This window comes from Erythrobacter sp. 'gip.4 top 5' (assembly GCF_056495765.1).
The window spans coordinates 2,707,704-2,723,437 of the sequence record NZ_CP200270.1 but is presented as its reverse complement, the minus strand read 5'-3'; the positions used below and the strand labels follow the sequence as shown (position 1 = coordinate 2,723,437).

Here is a 15,734-nt window from a genome sequence, read left to right as displayed (position 1 = left end):
CCGTGGCGAATCATGGCGATAGGCGCTGCGCTCTAGCAGCCTCGTTGGTCTTTGCCCAAGCCCGCAGCCGTGTTCGGGCCAGGCTAGGGCACTGGCGCGGGTGCGACCTGTTTGCGAAACAACACCTTGTCGCCATCATCGAAGCCGCGCCGCCAGATGATCAGCGCATAGGTGGCAAGGATCGCGGGGATACCGAACACCAGTTCCGTCCACTCTGGCAGCCATGTAAAGGCATAGCCGACCAGCACGGCGGGCGCGGCGGCGTAAACCAGCGCCCAGCGCCAATTGGATACCGACGCTTTCAGAAGGTGTTTCAGCAAAAGTGCCTTGATCAGTGATGATACCGCCAGCGCGACCAGCAGTGCACCCGCGGCGCTTGCCGCTTCGTAGCCCTTGCCGAGGCCATATCGGTCCGCCGCTTCGATCAACGCAATGGTCAGCGCGGCTTGCAACGCGATCACTCCGACCGAGATCGCCAGATTGCGCTTCCTTGCGATGTAAACCAGCACGCTTTCCGAAACGACCGCCATGGATGCGGCGACCTCTGCCGCCAGCAAAAAGGCGAGCGCGGCTGTCCCAGCGACATAGTCCGGCCCCCATAGGCCCATCACCGCCTCGCCCGGCACGCCCAGCGCCAGCGCGATGCCAAGCTGCACCGCAATGATCCAGAACCCCACCTGTCGCACTTGGGCGGCGATCGCACCCATGTTGCCGGTCCGCAGGTTCTTGGTGATGACGGGGGAGAGGATCGGCTCGAAACTGGTTTTGAGCTTTTGCGGCAGCGATGCGATCTGCTGCGCGGCGTAATAAATGCCCACCGCCTGTGGCGGGGCGAACAGGCCGAGCATGAAAATGTCGAGCAACCGTGTCCCGCGTTCGATCGCATCCGCGCCTACCAGCGGGAAGGCGCGGCTGGCCATGGCGATCAGCGCGCGCGGGGCGGGGCGCCAGCCGCTGGGCAGGCCGAAGGTGCGAAGGAATGACCACAACGCGGTGAACAGCCCGGCGTAGATCGAGGCAATGAAGGCCAGCGCCAGGCCCGCATCGCGGGTGGCCGGGATGAAGAAAAAGACACCTGCCCCGATAGAGATCGTCCACGGCTCCACCACGGCGCGCGCGCGCACCATTGTGGCGATATCGAAGCGGTAGGCTTGCGCTGCGAGCAGGATTTCAGTGACAGCGAAGGCAGGGATGGCGGCAACTAGCCAGATGTCGAGCGGACTGTTGGTGCCATTGGGAAACATCGGCTCGGGAAAGGCCAGCAGCACCAGTGCCGCGACCCCCGAATAGGCCAGCGCCAGCAGGATGCCGTCATAAACGAGGTTTCTTTCGCCGTCACGATTGTCGCCCGCGCCTTCGGACAGGCGCTGCGCGAGGCCGCGTTTTTCCCCGAGCGAACAGACCAGCGCAACGATTTCGATCAGCACCAGCGCCGATGCAAAGCGGCCCAGCGCCTCCGCGCCATAAAGACGCGTGGCGATGACCAGAAAGGGGATGCGCGCGACCAGACGAAAGACAAAGCCCATCGTGTTGGTCCGCCCGCCCTTGGCGAGCGCGGCCAGATCGTCATCCGTCGTAGCGGTCACGCAGAGCGGTCCCGTTCGGCCTTGAGCGGCCGGGCCAGCAAGCTGGCGACGACCTTGCGGGCATCCTCGCCCTGAAGGATCGCATCGACCGCCGCGACAATCGGCATTCGCACGCCGCGCGTCACGGCAAGCGCGGCCAGAACCGGCGCGGTGTGCGCGCCCTCGGCCACGGTGCGGCGGTCAGCCATCAGTTCGGCGGGGTCCGCGCCTTCACCAAGCGCCTTGCCCAGCGAAAAATTGCGGCTGGCGGTGCTGGAGCAGGTCAGCACCAGGTCGCCCAGTCCGCACAATCCGCTCAGCGTCTCAGCGCGCGCCCCCAGGCTTTCGCCAAAGCGCAGCATTTCGGAAAATCCGCGTGCGATCAATGCCGCCCGCGCGTTCTGGCCTAGGCCAAGCCCGTCAACCACGCCGCAGGCAATCGCGAGCACGTTCTTCACCGCGCCGCCAATCTCCGCCCCGATCACATCGTCCGAATAATAGGGCCGGAAGGTCGGACGGGCGATGGCGGGCGCGATCCGATCCCACTGATCAGTGCCGCCGCCGCAAGCGAGCGTCACGGCGGTGGGCAACCCGGCAGCGACTTCATGCGCAAACGTCGGCCCCGACAACACGGCAATGGCGCTTTGCGGCGCGGCCTGGCTGGCGACATCGAACATCATGCGCCCGGTGCCCGCTTCGATCCCCTTGGAGCACAGCACCAGATCGCGAGGGCACGTGGCAAGCCCCTCCAGCACCCGGCCCAGCACTTGTGCCGGCGTGACGACCAGCGCGATGCCCAGTGCGGCAAACTCCGCCAGATCGCCGGTGGCGCGGATGGTGGGGGCAAGTGTCGCGGACGGCAGATACAGCGGATTGCGATGATCGGTGTTGATCGCGGCCACAACCTCGGGCTCGTAAGCCCAGATCAGCACATCGCGCCCGTCGCTGGCGAGCATCTGCGCAAGCGCCGTGCCCCATGCCCCTGCGCCAATGACGCCGATGGTTTCCAGGCCACTCATGCTTTGACCCCTGCCCCGCGCACGGTGTCTGCCGCCGGATCGAGCGGCCAGCGGGGGCGCGCGAGAAAATCGAGCGGATCGCCCGCGAAACCTGCGCCGCGCTGCCAGCCTTCTGCCGCCAGCCGTTCGCAGCCGGCCCAGGCGATCATCGCGGCGTTATCGGTGCACAAGGCCATGGGCGGCGCGGTGAATATCATGGCGTGCTCGGCGGCGAGGGTTTCGAGCGCCGCGCGCACATTTGCGTTGGCTGCGACTCCGCCTGCCACCACCAGCGCAGGGAAGGGGCCAGCGCGCTCCAACGCCTGTTCCAGCCGGTCGATCAGGCAATCGACCGCTGCTTGCTGGAAACTGGCCGCAATATCTTCAGGCGCGTGCGCGCCGCTGCCCGCAGCGCGCATCACCGCGCTTTTCAGCCCAGCGAAGGAAAAATGCGGCTCTGGCGAACCCTTGAGCGGGCGGGGCAGGGGGACAGCCTTGGCGTTGCCCTGCAGGGCCAGCCGTTCCACCGCAGGCCCGCCGGGATAGCCCAGACCCAGAATCTTTGCCGTCTTGTCGAACGCTTCGCCCAGCGCATCGTCGATGGTGGTGGCGAGGCGGCGATACCTGCCAACACCTTCCACAGCGAGAATCTGACAATGCCCGCCCGACACCAGCAGCAACAGATAGGGAAAAGCCAATGTTGGGTCGGCCAGCCGCGGGGAGAGCGCGTGGCCTTCAAGATGGTTGATTGCCAGCAGCGGCTTGCCTGACGCCATCGCCAACGCCTTGGCACTGACCAGTCCCACCATGACACCGCCGATCAGCCCCGGCCCAGCGGTTGCGGCAATCGCGTCGCAATCGTCCAGCGACACCCCGGCATCACCCATTACCTTGGCAATCATCGGCGCAAGCCGTTCGGCATGGGCGCGGGCGGCGATTTCCGGCACGACTCCGCCATAGGGCGCGTGTTCGGCCTCTTGGCTGGCGATCGCCTGTGCCACGACCGTCCCGTCGCCGCGCACCAGCGCCACGGCGGTTTCATCACAGCTCGATTCGATCCCCAGGACCAGCGGACCCGGGGCCAGCGCGGCATCAGAGGTGTGCGTTTGCCATCCCATCCGACTTCCATCTAGTCGCTATGGAAGCTAGGGCAAGCACAGCTATGACCCAAGACCCATCAAAGTCCCCGCGTTTACGCCTGGGCACTCGCAATTCCCCGCTTGCCATGGCGCAGGCCGTCGAAACCCGCGCGCGCCTGTGTGCCGCCCACGGCTGGAGCGAGGACGCGGTCGAACTCGTGCCCGTGCTGGCGAGCGGTGACAAGGTGCTGGATCGTCCGCTGTCCGAAATCGGCGGCAAGGCGCTGTGGACCAAGGAGTTGGATCAGTGGCTGGGCGAAGGCCGCATCGACCTGTCGGTACACTCGGCCAAGGATGTTGAGACAATCCGTCCCGATGCGTTCCATTTCCCAGCATTTCTGCCGCGCGCGGACCGACGTGACAGTCTGGTCGGCGCCGCGAGTATTGCCGCGATCCCGCAAGGCGCGGTGGTCGGCACCAGCGCACCGCGCCGGGCAGCACAGCTGCTGAACTTGCGGCCCGATTGCAAGGTCGTGATGTTTCGCGGCAATGTCGCCACGCGGCTGGGCAAATTGCAGGCGGGGGAAGCGGATGTGACCTTCCTTGCCGCAGCGGGTCTGGAACGACTTGGCCAGAGCGCGGCTGGCGTGCCGCTGGGCGAAGACGCGTGGATCCCTGCCGCAGCGCAAGGCGTGATCGCGATCGAATGCCGCGCCGATGATGCGCAAACAACCGCGCTGCTGGCCGCCATCGACCACGCGCCCACCCGCGCAGAGCTGGAAGCAGAGCGGGCATTGCTCGCCGAACTGGGCGGCACCTGCCATTCGCCCATCGCGGTGCTGTGCGTTCTGGCTGAGGGCGAACTGACCATGCGCGCCGCCTTGTTCAGCCCGGACGGGACCGAACGGATCGAGGGCAGCACGCGCTTTTCGCCGGGCGATCATGCGCCGGTTGAGGCGCTGGCCGCCGATCTGCTCGCTCGTACCACACCGGGGATCGCGCCGCATTTTCGCACGCAAAAATGACTTTTCATCTGATTGCGCTGCGCCCGGAGCCGGGCCTTGCCGCGACGCTTGGCAAGGCCCGCGACATGGGCTTTGCGATCACCGGGCTGGCGCTGTCCGAAATCCGCGCTGTCGCGTGGGATTGCCCTGATCCTGATGATTTTGACGGATTGCTGATCGGTAGCGCCAATGCCATCCTGCACGGCGGGCTGAACCTTGCGCGTCTGACGGCAAAACCGGTCTATGCCGTGGGCGCGGCGACAGCGATTGCCGCGCGCGATGCTGGCTTTGCGGTGGCGATGACGGGGAGCGGCGGGCTGCAAGGCGTGCTCGATGCGATTCCTGCCCCGGCGCACCTGCTGCGGATTGCAGGCGAAAAGCATATCCCACTTACGCCCCCGGCGGGTGTGACCTTTGCCGAAGTGATCGCCTATCGCAGTGTGCCTTTGCCGCTTGATCCCGTGGCCGACCGATTGGCCGAAGGCGCGGCGCTGGTGCTGCTTCATTCCGCCGCCACCGCGCAGCATTTTGCGCAAGAATGTGATCGGCTGGGCATCGCGCGCGCGGGCATCGCGCTCGCCGCGCTCGGACCGCGTATCGCCGCTGCTGCGGGGGCGGGCTGGGGCGCGGTTCACTGCGCCGCCCGGCCGGACGAGGCGACGTTGTTGCAATTGGCATTTGACTTGTGCCACCACCCGCGCTCCATCTGCGGCTCAACGGACCGGCTGCTGTAAGCGCAAGGCCGGACGACGCAGATGCAAGGTCGAGAAGAACGGACACCGATGGCAGCACAACCCGGACCATCGCCTTATAATGCCCGCCCCAAGCCTACCTCGGGCCGGGCGCTGATGCTGGCCGCGCTGGTCGCCTTTCTTGCAGGCGGCGCGCTGGTGGGCTGGGTGATGTGGTATAACCTGCAGCCCGGCCGTAACGGAGCCGCGCCATCGGACGTGGTGGCCGAAGCAGGCGCCGAACCGGACGCCTTGCCTGCGCCGCCGCTCACCGCCGAGCCGACACCCTTGGCGGCGGCGATAAAGGCGGAGCAGGCGGCGGAACGTGTGGCCGAACAGCAAGGCGGTATCGATCAGCGGCTCGCCGCCGCCGAACAACGCTTGACCCAGCTCGACCTGCAAGCACAGGCCGCCGCCGGCAATGCTGCACGCGCTGAAAGCCTGCTGATCGCCTTTGCCACCCGCCGCGCTGTCGAACGCGGGGCGGAGCTAGGCTACCTTTCGGACCAGCTCCGCCTGCGGTTCGGAGACCAGTGGCCCAATGCAGTCAGCACGATCATCGAGTTTTCCCGCAACCCGGTCCGGCTTGATGGCCTGGTGGCGCGACTTGAAGGCCTCGGCCCGCAATTGCGCATCAGCAGCGAAGGGCCCTCATGGTCAGCGTTCCAGCGTGAACTGGGTCAGCTGTTCGTGTTCCGCCGCGAAAGCACGCCCTCACCGCAGCCGCAACGCCGCCTTGAACGCGCACGATGGGCGCTGGAGCAGGGCCGGTATCGTGCCGCGATTGACGAGGTGAAGGGCATGCCCGGCGCGGCCAAGGCCGATGCATGGATCGCCGATGCTGAACGCTATCGCAAGGTGATGGAAGCGATGGAGGTGGTCGAAACCGCCGCCGTGCTTGACCAGCGCGGCCTTCGCGATGGCGCAGGCAATCCGGTCCGGCAATCGAGCCCGCTGATCAGGCCCTGAGGATTTCCGGCAGATCGCCCGATACGCCGCGGGCTTCGTCCATGAAAAAATCCTTGAGCATCGGCGTGCGCTGCACGGCGGCCATGCCCAGCCGGCGCACCGCCGAGGCGGTCTTTCCGGGAACGCCGAACAGGCGCGTCAGACCATCGGTGGCGAGCGCGACCATGAAGCTATCGAGCCCGCGCCAGGTTTCGTAACGCTTCAACAATTCCGGATCGCCCGGATCAAGACCAAGCCGTGCGCCATCGGCCAGCACTTCGACCAGCGCGCCCACATCGCGCAGACCCAGGTTCAGGCCCTGTCCGGCGATGGGGTGGATGCCGTGGGCGCTATCGCCGATCAGAGCGAGGCGTTCGCCTGTGATCTTGGCGGTGTGGTGAAAGCCCAGCGGCCAGCTTGACCGGTGGCCCACAGTCTTTACCTTGCCCAGAACGCCGCCCATGCGCTTTTCCACCTCGGCCAGAAACGCCCGGTCGCCCAGCTTCATCACGCCCGCGCCGTCGGCTTCCGAGACGGTCCACACCAGCGAGGAGCGATGCGTGCCATCGGCATCGTCGTTCAACGGCAGCAGCGCGAACGGCCCGGCGGGGTAGAAGATTTCCCATGCGACATGGCCGTGCGGCTTTTCGTGGGTCAGCCCGGCGATGATTGCGCGATGCTTGTAATCCCACTTGGCGATCGCAATGCCCGCAGCGTCGCGGGTGGGCGATTGCCGGCCCTCGGCAGCGATCATCAACCGGCCTCTGAGCTTCTGCCCGTCGGCCAGCAGCGCCGCAACGCCCAGCTGGCTGCGCTGCCGCTCAATCACATCGGCCTTGGCCACCCAATTGATCAGCGGTTCCTTGGCCGCAGCTTCGAACAGCGCGAGCCGTAAGCGGCGATTGGGAAACATCCGTCCCAGCGTGCCGCCGTCAGCGCCGGGCTGGAAATCGAGCCGGCCCGGCTTGTTCTGATCGGTCACGGCAATGCTGGCGATGTCGCAGGCGAATTGGTCGAGACCTGCGGCAATCCCGATATTTTCGAACAGATGCCAGCTTGCCGTCGAGATCGCTGTGGCGCGGTCATCGAAGCCCTCGGCGGTGAGTTCAGCCGGGTCGGCACGGTCGATCACATGGCTCGACATCCCCTTCTTCGCCGCTGCCAATGCCAGCGTCATGCCGACGAGGCCGCCGCCCAGGATCAGCAGGTCGCGCGGGTTGTCTGTTGTTGCTGTCACGTCTCGCGCTCCGATTGCGAAATTTAGGTGTGAAGCCTAGAGGGTAGCCGGTGCCCTACGCAACAATCTTCCCGCATCCGATCCGACAATTCGCTGCATGGGTGCTTGCGCTGATCGCAAGTCTCCTGCTGGCTGTTCCGTCTGCGGCGTACGAGGAAGTCGTGCCCACAGAGGCGCGTTACGGCGATGGCAACATCGCGGTGGAGCTGATTGCCGATGGCACGCCGCAGGCGGGCGGCGAATGGATGCTCGCGCTGCGCTTTACCCCCAAAACCTCCGAATGGCACGGGTACTGGTCAAACCCCGGTGACGCAGGGCAGGGGATGCGATTGTTCCTCGATCTGCCGGAGGGCTGGCAGATGGGCGCGCCGATTTATCCGGTGCCCCGGCGGCTTACGATCAGCGGCCTGATGAACCACATCTACGAAGGCCGCTATGTGGTGCTGGTGCCGGTCATGGTGCCTGCGGGCGCGGACGTGGTAGCGGCGCCGCGCATCACCGGCCATGTCGAATATCTGGCCTGCACCGATGAAATCTGCGTGCCGCAGGACAAGCTTCTGACCGCTCGCGCAGGCGGTGATTTCACGCGTTGGCGCGCCGAAGTCGCGCCGCTGCTGGACGCAAAAGCCAGCTTTGCAATTGTGGGCCAGACTTTGCGCGTCGCCATTCCGCTGCCCGCCAGCGCTGGCTTGACCGATCCGCACGTGTTCGTCGCCAACGACCGTCTCGTCGCCTACGCCGCCGCCCAGACCTTTCGACGGGCGGGTGATGTGCTGGTGGCCGAAATCCCGCTCGACGAATACGGCCAAGCCAAAGCCGATGCGCTGGGCGGCATCCTTGCTTTCGGGGACGGTGTGGGCGTGCGCTTTGCCGCGGCGCCCGGCGATGTCCCCACCGGCGGAGAACTGGTTGCCAGCCCGCAAGGCGCAGCGATCCCGCCGCTGTGGACTCTGATCCTCGGCGCGCTGGCGGGCGGGCTTTTGCTCAACATCATGCCTTGCGTCTTTCCGATCCTCAGCCTCAAGGCGATCGCACTGGCCCGTGCAGGCGAAAGCGAAGCGCGCGCGCAGGCCGAGGGGCTGGCCTATACCGCAGGCGTGGTGCTGGCCTGTATGGCGCTGGGTGCGCTGCTGCTGGGGTTGCGGGCGGCAGGCGAGCAGGTGGGCTGGGCGTTCCAGTTGCAGGAGCCGGGCGTTGTCGTGACGCTGCTGGTGCTGGCCGCCGCAATCACCGCGAACTTCGCAGGGCTTTTTGAACTGCCGGCGATTTCGGTCAGCATGGGGGGCGAGCGCACGGGAGCCTTTGCCACCGGGCTGCTTGCCGCTTTTGTGGCCACGCCCTGCACCGGGCCATTCATGGCGGCGGCGCTGGGCGCGGCGTTGTTGCTGCCGATCCCGCAGGCGTTGTTGCTGTTCGCGCTGCTGGGACTGGGGTTGGCGCTGCCGTTCCTGTTGCTCGGCTTCGTGCCGCCCTTGCGGCGGATGCTGCCCAGACCCGGCGCGTGGATGGAGCGGTTCCGGCGGATCATGGCGATCCCGATGGGGCTGACCGGTCTTGCGCTGTTGTGGTTGACGGTCCAGCTTGGCGGGCGACCCTTCGGCCTGATTGCGCTGGTGCTGGTGGCAGGCGTGCTGCTGGGTCTGTTCGCCGTTGGCAAGCTGCAACGCGGCGGCAAGATGGCCTGGCCCGCCTTCGGCCTCGTCGCTGCGCCCTTCGTGGCCTTTGCAGCGATCGCCTTGCCTTCGGTCTATGAGAGCCCAAGCGGCGCACCCAAGGCCAGCATTCACAATCCCCAGGCCTTCAGCCGCGATGCGCTGGCCGCAGCGCGTGCTTCGGGCAAGCCGGTGTTTGTGTGGTTTACCGCCGATTGGTGCGTCACCTGCAAGGTCAACGAAGCCGCAGCAATCGAGCGTGAGAGCGTGCGCGAAGCCTTTGCCGACGCGGGTGTGGTAACGATTGTGGGCGATTGGACCGTGCGCGATCCGGACATCACTGCCTTCCTTACCCAGCAGGGCGCAGCGGGCGTGCCGCTGTATCTGTGGTATGCTCCAGGCGCCGCAGCCCCGCAGCAATTGCCGCAGGTGCTTACACCGGATCTTCTGGAACGTGCGGCGTCACAAGACCGGTGATTGGGCGGCGGCGGGCGGCGCGAACAGATCCCGCGCTGTCGGTGCTTTTTCACGCGCGTCATTGCGGCAGGCGTCGACCAGCGTCATCGGCAGCGGGCTGGCGTTCAGCCTGACCAGTCCTGCGCCCGGAACCGTAACGGTCGCTTCGCGCTCGGGCTTCAGCGCGTTCCATTCGCGGGTTTTTGCGGGCATCTCGCCCTGCCATAGCATCCGGCCATCAACAGTGGTGGCGTCAACCGGAAAGCGACCGATCCAGCCATTGCCGATCAAGGCCAGCAGCGCCGCTGCGCCTTCATCGGCTGGCGCGTGGCGTGTGATCCTGAGACGCGCTTCGGGCTGACCGGCTTCGAGACATTCCAGCGCCAGCAGCACCGGTTGGCCCGGCACGCCATAGACCAGACGCAGCGGCTTGCGGGTTTGTGACCAGACCGCAAGGGTCGTATCGGGCGACGGCAGCGGTTCGGAGGGGCCTGCGGCAGGCGCGACCAGCGAAACGCGTGCGACGGCAGCATCGGTCGGCGGGGGCTTGCACCCGCTCAACAGGCCCGCCGCCGCCAGCCCGGTCAGCGCGGCAAGGGTTGTGATCTTCATGGCGGCGCCAAGTGACAGGATTGTGGGCGCGGTTCAAGCCCGCGACCGATCAGGCCTAGATCGCCGGACGATAACGCGGTTCGGGAGTAGGAAGACCGCGTTCGGTGGCTGTGTCGATCCGGAGTGAGACCGCGTTCACTCCGAGAACGTCGCACCGGATTAAATCAACGTACTAAGGCTTCCCGCCCATTCGTTTAGCCCGGACCTTGCCGTAGCGCGTCTTGCGCGTGCCCGGCTTTCCCTCGTTGCTGCGTCCCACAATCGGTGCGCGCTTCTCGCTGTCGGGTATCCCCAGTTCATCCGCCTCCAGTCGCCGGATTTCGTCGCGCAGGCGGCCAGCTTCCTCGAATTCGAGATTGGCGGCAGCGTTGCGCATCCGCTTTTCGAGGTCTTCGATGTAACCACGCAGGTTGTGGCCCACCAGATTGTTGCGTTCCGGATCGCCGGTATCCACCAGCACGCTATCCTGCGCGGCGGAGTGCGCGACGATGTCGTGGATGTTACGCTTGATGGTCTGGGGTGTGATGCCGTGTTCGGCATTGAAGGCTTCCTGGCGTGAGCGGCGCCGGTCGGTCTCTGCCAGCGCGCGTTCCATGCTGCCGGTCACGCGATCGGCATAAAGGATCACCCGGCCATCGACATTGCGTGCGGCGCGGCCGATGGTCTGGATCAGCGAGGTTTCGCTGCGCAGAAAGCCTTCCTTGTCGGCATCAAGAATGGCGACCAGCCCGCATTCGGGAATGTCGAGCCCTTCGCGCAGCAGGTTGATCCCGATCAGCACGTCATACACGCCGAGCCGCAGATCGCGGATCAGTTCGATGCGTTCGAGCGTCTCGACGTCCGAGTGCATGTACCGCACCCGCACGCCGGCCTCGTGCATGAATTCGGTGAGGTCTTCGGCCATCCGCTTGGTCAGCGTTGTCACCAGCGTGCGGTAGCCGTTCTTGGCGGTGGCGAGGCATTCCTGAATGCAATCCTGCACCTGATCCTCCACCGGACGGATCTCCACCGGCGGGTCGATCAGCCCGGTGGGGCGGATCACCTGTTCGGCAAAGACGCCGCCGGTCTGCTCCATTTCCCAGCTTCCCGGCGTGGCCGATACCGCAAAGGTCTGCGGGCGCATCGCGTCCCATTCGTTGAACCGTAAGGGGCGGTTGTCGATGCACGATGGCAGGCGGAAGCCGTATTCGGCGAGCGTCAGCTTGCGGCGGTGGTCCCCCTTCGCCATCGCGCCGATCTGGGGCACGGTCTGGTGGCTTTCATCAACGAACAGCAGCGCGTTTTCGGGCAGATATTCGAACAGCGTCGGCGGGGGTTCGCCGGGGAGCCGCCCCGTGAGAAACCGCGAGTAATTCTCGATCCCGTTGCAGCTTCCCGTCGCCGCGATCATTTCCAGATCGAAATGCGTGCGCTGTTCCAGCCGCTGGCGTTCCAGCAGCTTGCCTTCGATCTCGAGTTCCTTCAGCCGCTCCTCCAACTCAAACTTGATCGCGGCGGCCGCCTGTTTCATCGTCGGCCCCGGCGTGACGTAGTGCGAATTGGCGTAGACCCGCACCTTTTCCAGCGCGGCGCCTTTTGTGCCGGTGAGCGGATCGAATTCGGCAATGCCTTCGATTTCGTCACCAAAGAAGCTGATGCGCCAGGCCATGTCTTCATAGTGCGAGGGGAAGATTTCCAAGCTATCGCCGCGCACGCGAAAGGTGCCGCGGGTGAAGGCAGCATCGTTGCGCTTGTATTGCAGCGCCACCAGCTTGCGGATCAATTCGCGTTGGTCGACGCTTTCGCCCACCTTGATGTCGAAAATCATGGCCGAATAGGTTTCGACCGAGCCGATCCCGTAGATGCAGGAAACCGAAGCGACGATGATCACGTCATCGCGTTCAAGCAAGGATCGGGTCGCCGAGTGGCGCATTCGGTCGATCGCCTCGTTTACGCTCGATTCCTTTTCGATGTAGGTATCGGAGCGCGGCACGTAGGCTTCGGGCTGGTAATAGTCGTAATAGCTGACGAAATATTCGACCGCGTTTTCGGGAAAGAAGCTCTTGAATTCGCCGTAAAGCTGGGCGGCCAGGATCTTGTTGGGGGCAAGGATCAGGGCGGGGCGTTGCAGCGTCTCGATCACCTTGGCCATGGTGAAGGTCTTGCCCGAACCGGTAACGCCGAGCAGCACTTGCGTCTTTTCACCGTCAAGCGCGCTTTCAGTCAGTTCGGCAATGGCGGTTGGCTGGTCGCCGGCTGGTTCATATTCCGACACCAGCTTGAACGGGATGCCGCCCATCGACTTGTCGGGCCGGTTGGGACGGTGCGGGGTGAAGTCGGCCCCTGTTTGGGGCTCATCCAGTCCGCGGCGGATTACGAGTTCGGCCATGCCTTGCATATGCGGTTTGGCAGAGCGATTGTGAAGGGCCGGACGATTTCTGTGGGTCCATTCGGGCGGTGTTTGCGTTACTGTTGATGCAAACGGGGCAGGCCCGCCGCAGGGAGACACGTCAATGAAGCGCATCACCATCATCGCCGCCGCTGGCGCCGCTTTGCTTGCAGGATGTTCGGGCGGCGAAACCGATGCCGATGGAAATGGCGAAATCAGCAACACGGAAGTGGCTGCCAAGGTTGAAGCCGCCGGGGTCAAGCCGCAGCCCGGCCTCTACAAATCAACGGTGGTGATGACCGGGATCGACGTGCCCGGAATGCCGCCGGAAATGGAAGGCCACGGCGCGGGCCAGACGATCACCACCGAAGATTGTCTGACGCAGGAAGAGGTCGACAAGGGCTTTGAAGAGCTGATGAAGCAGGGCCAGAATGGCGAATGCAGCTACGACAGCTTCAACTTGGCGGGCGGCAAAATGGACGCGGTGATGGTGTGCAAAACGCCCGACGGCGAAGCACGCATGACCATGACCGGCGCCGCCACCGCGACCAGCACCGAATTCACCGCGCAAAGCAAAATGAATTTCGATGGCGTGGGTGAGGCAACGCTGAACTTTACTGGCAAGCATGAACGCATCGGGGAATGCCCCACGAAATAGAGCGCACACCAGGGTTGATCCGATTGTTACATTTCAGGGAACATTCATCGGTGGGATCGCTTAAGCTCGCATATGTCACCGCTCCGCTTTGTTCCTGATTTTCCGCGCTGGCCCGGCCCCTTGCTGGCGGCCGGTGCGCAGGCGCAGCAAGCCTATGCGGCATCCGCGCTGGCCCGGCGGGTCGCCCTGGCCCGCGAGGAATGCCCTGACGAACATCAGGTGGGCAAGCCGCGGTTGCTACGGTTCCTGGGCGAAGCCGATGCGCTGATCGAACCCTTGCGCCGGACAAGGCGCAAGCTCGCCATCGCGCCAACCGCCAACCCGCAAGTGGCCATGATCCTGCCGGGCTTCGGCGCCAATCCGATGCGGATGCGCTATCTGGCCCGCCAGCTTGAAGCGGCGGGTCACATCGTCAAGCGTTGGGGGCAGGGGCGCAACTGGGGCCCCGATCCTGAGCGGTTCGACCAGATCGAAGCGCGATTGCTGAAGCTTCATGCCCTTCATGGGCGCGAGGTCGTCCTCATCGGCTGGAGCCTTGGTGGGTTGTACGCGCGCGAAATGGCCAAGCGTCAGCCGCAGGCGGTGGCCAAGGTCATCACCATGGGTTCGCCTTTTTCGGGCAGCCCGCGCGCCAATAATGTGTGGCGGGCTTATCAATTCATCACCGGCCATTCGGTTGATGCGCCGCCGGTTGCTGCTGATCTATCGGTCAAGCCGCCGGTGGAAACGGTCGCCTTGTGGAGCGCCAATGATGGCGTGATCGCGCCGCGCTGCGCTGCCGGACGGGCGGGCGAACGCGACCGGGCGATTGCGCTGCGCTGCACGCACATGGGTTTCACCTATGATCCCCAAGTGGTCGCAACCTTGCTCGGGGAACTTGAAGCCACCCAAATCTGATCGTTTTGAAACGATCTTCGCTAATCTGATGCAACAGCTTTCCTTTTGCGAAAGGCGGGTTACATTGCTGCATTGCACATAAACGCAAGTGGGGGTCGATGCAGGCGCAAGGCAGCAATTTTGACGAAATGTTCGATGGCGAAGGCCGTACCCGGCCGGCCTATGCCGAATATTGCCGCTGGTACGCCGAACAGCCGCACGAACTCATGCGCCGCAAAAATCGCGAGGCGGACGATACGTTTCGCCGCACGGGCATCACTTTCAACGTCTATGGCGAGGATCAGGCCGAAGAACGTCTGATCCCCTTCGATATGGTCCCACGGATCATTACGGCATCGGAATGGCGCCGGGTTTCGCGCGGGATTGAACAGCGGGTGCGGGCGCTCAATTCGTTTTTGTACGATCTCTATCACCGTCAGGAGATTGTGCGGGCCGGGCGCCTGCCTCAACGCCTGCTGCGCAACAATGATGCATGGCTTGCCAACATGGTCGGCTTCACGCCGCCGGGCGGGATTTACACCCACATTGTCGGGATCGATCTGGTGCGCACCGGGCCGGATGAATTCTTCGTGCTGGAAGACAATGCGCGCACGCCATCGGGCGTCTCCTACATGCTGGAAAACCGCGAAACGATGATGGGGATGTTCCCCGATCTGTTCAGCCGGGTGGCGGTGGAAAGCGTCTCCGATTATCCGCGTAGGCTTGCCCGCAGCCTTGCGGCCTGCGTGCCTCCGGCCTTTTCAGGCGGGAAGCCAACCGTTGCGGTGCTCACCCCTGGCATCTTCAATTCGGCCTATTTTGAACACGCCTTTCTGGCCGATCAGATGGGGGCGGAACTCGTTGAAGGCAGCGATCTGCGCGTGGTTGAAGGGCGCGTGCAGATGCGCACCACGCGTGGCTACAAGCCGATCGACGTGCTGTATCGCCGGGTCGATGACGATTATCTCGATCCGCTCACCTTCAATCCCGATAGTGCGCTGGGCGTGCCGGGGATCATGGACGTGTACCGTTCGGGCGGCATCACCATCGCCAATGCGCCGGGAACCGGGGTTGCGGACGACAAGGCGATCTACAGCTTCATGCCCGATATCGTGGAGTTCTACACCGGCGAAAAGCCACTGCTGCCCAATGTCCAGACCTGGCGCTGCGCGGACAAGGACAGCCTTGCCTACGTGCTCGATAACCTTGCCAAACTGGTGGTCAAGGAAGTCCACGGATCGGGCGGTTACGGAATGCTGATCGGGCCGACATCGTCCAAGCGTGAAATCGCCGCGTTCCGCGAAAAGCTGATCGCGCGGCCTGAAAATTACATCGCGCAGCCCACGCTCGCGCTGTCGACCTGCCCGATCTACACCGCCAAGGGGCTCAGCCCCCGGCACCTCGATCTGCGGCCGTTCGTGCTGGTGTCTCCCGACAAGATCGACATCACGCCCGGCGGTCTTACGCGGGTTGCGCTCAAGAAAGGATCGCTGGTGGTCAATTCCTCGCAAGGCGGCGGCACCAAGGATACCTGGGTGCTGAAAGACTGA

Annotated in this window: 13 protein-coding genes; 7 read left to right on the top strand and 6 right to left on the bottom strand. The window is 64.7% G+C overall.

The features are described 5' to 3' along the window. Window positions 1-83: 83 nt before the first annotated feature. The 3 genes from ACRANW_RS13190 to tsaD are packed head-to-tail and all read right to left on the bottom strand — an operon-like array spanning window position 84 to window position 3,681. Window positions 84-1,526, bottom strand: a complete 1,443-nt coding sequence (locus tag ACRANW_RS13190) for a lipopolysaccharide biosynthesis protein (protein ID WP_479433954.1) — start codon at window positions 1,524-1,526, stop codon at window positions 84-86. A gap of 56 nt (window positions 1,527-1,582) precedes the next feature. Continuing rightward, the gene (locus ACRANW_RS13185) at window positions 1,583-2,584 is read right to left on the bottom strand and encodes an NAD(P)H-dependent glycerol-3-phosphate dehydrogenase (protein ID WP_479432224.1); all 1,002 of its coding nucleotides are present in this window, start codon (window positions 2,582-2,584) and stop codon (window positions 1,583-1,585) included. After that, a complete protein-coding gene (gene tsaD / locus ACRANW_RS13180) occupies window positions 2,581-3,681 on the bottom strand; it encodes a tRNA (adenosine(37)-N6)-threonylcarbamoyltransferase complex transferase subunit TsaD (RefSeq protein WP_479432223.1) in 1,101 nt (366 codons plus the stop codon). The genes ACRANW_RS13185 and tsaD overlap by 4 nt, the downstream gene beginning before the upstream one ends. A 44-nt stretch (window positions 3,682-3,725) precedes the next feature. Between tsaD and hemC the strand changes: the two genes are divergently transcribed. Genes hemC through ACRANW_RS13165 form a run of 3 tightly spaced genes read left to right on the top strand, consistent with a single transcriptional unit; the run spans window position 3,726 to window position 6,346 of the window. After that, the gene (gene hemC / locus ACRANW_RS13175; RefSeq protein ID WP_479432222.1) at window positions 3,726-4,667 is read left to right on the top strand and encodes a hydroxymethylbilane synthase; all 942 of its coding nucleotides are present in this window, start codon (window positions 3,726-3,728) and stop codon (window positions 4,665-4,667) included. Next, window positions 4,664-5,380: a uroporphyrinogen-III synthase gene (locus ACRANW_RS13170; RefSeq protein ID WP_479432221.1), complete on the top strand. Its 717-nt coding sequence runs from the start codon at window positions 4,664-4,666 to the stop codon at window positions 5,378-5,380. The genes hemC and ACRANW_RS13170 overlap by 4 nt, the downstream gene beginning before the upstream one ends. Before the next feature lie 48 nt (window positions 5,381-5,428). Continuing rightward, window positions 5,429-6,346 carry a hypothetical protein gene (locus ACRANW_RS13165; RefSeq protein ID WP_479432220.1) on the top strand — a complete coding sequence of 306 codons (918 nt, stop codon included), beginning with the start codon at window positions 5,429-5,431 and terminating at the stop codon, window positions 6,344-6,346. Here the strand turns inward: ACRANW_RS13165 and ACRANW_RS13160 are convergent. Beyond that, window positions 6,336-7,562: an FAD-dependent monooxygenase gene (locus tag ACRANW_RS13160; protein ID WP_479432219.1), complete on the bottom strand. Its 1,227-nt coding sequence runs from the start codon at window positions 7,560-7,562 to the stop codon at window positions 6,336-6,338. The two genes, ACRANW_RS13165 and ACRANW_RS13160, sit on opposite strands and share 11 nt — an antisense overlap. Window positions 7,563-7,612: 50 nt before the next feature. On the opposite strand from ACRANW_RS13160, the gene ACRANW_RS13155 reads away from it, so the two are divergent. Further along, a complete protein-coding gene (locus ACRANW_RS13155; protein ID WP_479432218.1) occupies window positions 7,613-9,691 on the top strand; it encodes a protein-disulfide reductase DsbD family protein in 2,079 nt (692 codons plus the stop codon). On the opposite strand, the gene ACRANW_RS13150 is transcribed toward ACRANW_RS13155, so the two are convergent. Both ACRANW_RS13150 and uvrB read right to left on the bottom strand, forming a co-directional pair. After that, complete coding sequence (locus ACRANW_RS13150) at window positions 9,677-10,282, bottom strand: hypothetical protein (protein WP_479432217.1); 606 nt, start codon at window positions 10,280-10,282, stop codon at window positions 9,677-9,679. The genes ACRANW_RS13155 and ACRANW_RS13150 overlap by 15 nt on opposite strands. Window positions 10,283-10,454: 172 nt before the next feature. Beyond that, complete coding sequence (gene uvrB / locus ACRANW_RS13145) at window positions 10,455-12,650, bottom strand: excinuclease ABC subunit UvrB (protein ID WP_479432216.1); 2,196 nt, start codon at window positions 12,648-12,650, stop codon at window positions 10,455-10,457. Window positions 12,651-12,774: 124 nt separating this feature from the next. Between uvrB and ACRANW_RS13140 the strand changes: the two genes are divergently transcribed. The 3 genes from ACRANW_RS13140 to ACRANW_RS13130 all read left to right on the top strand — a co-directional run bounded on the left by ACRANW_RS13140 (window position 12,775) and on the right by ACRANW_RS13130 (window position 15,734). Continuing rightward, window positions 12,775-13,308 (top strand): DUF3617 domain-containing protein, encoded by a 534-nt coding sequence (locus tag ACRANW_RS13140; protein ID WP_479432215.1) that lies wholly within the window; start codon window positions 12,775-12,777, stop codon window positions 13,306-13,308. A gap of 72 nt (window positions 13,309-13,380) precedes the next feature. Then, window positions 13,381-14,205, top strand: a complete 825-nt coding sequence (locus ACRANW_RS13135; RefSeq protein ID WP_479432214.1) for an esterase/lipase family protein — start codon at window positions 13,381-13,383, stop codon at window positions 14,203-14,205. A 98-nt stretch (window positions 14,206-14,303) separates the two neighbouring features. Next, window positions 14,304-15,734 (top strand): circularly permuted type 2 ATP-grasp protein, encoded by a 1,431-nt coding sequence (locus ACRANW_RS13130; protein ID WP_479432213.1) that lies wholly within the window; start codon window positions 14,304-14,306, stop codon window positions 15,732-15,734.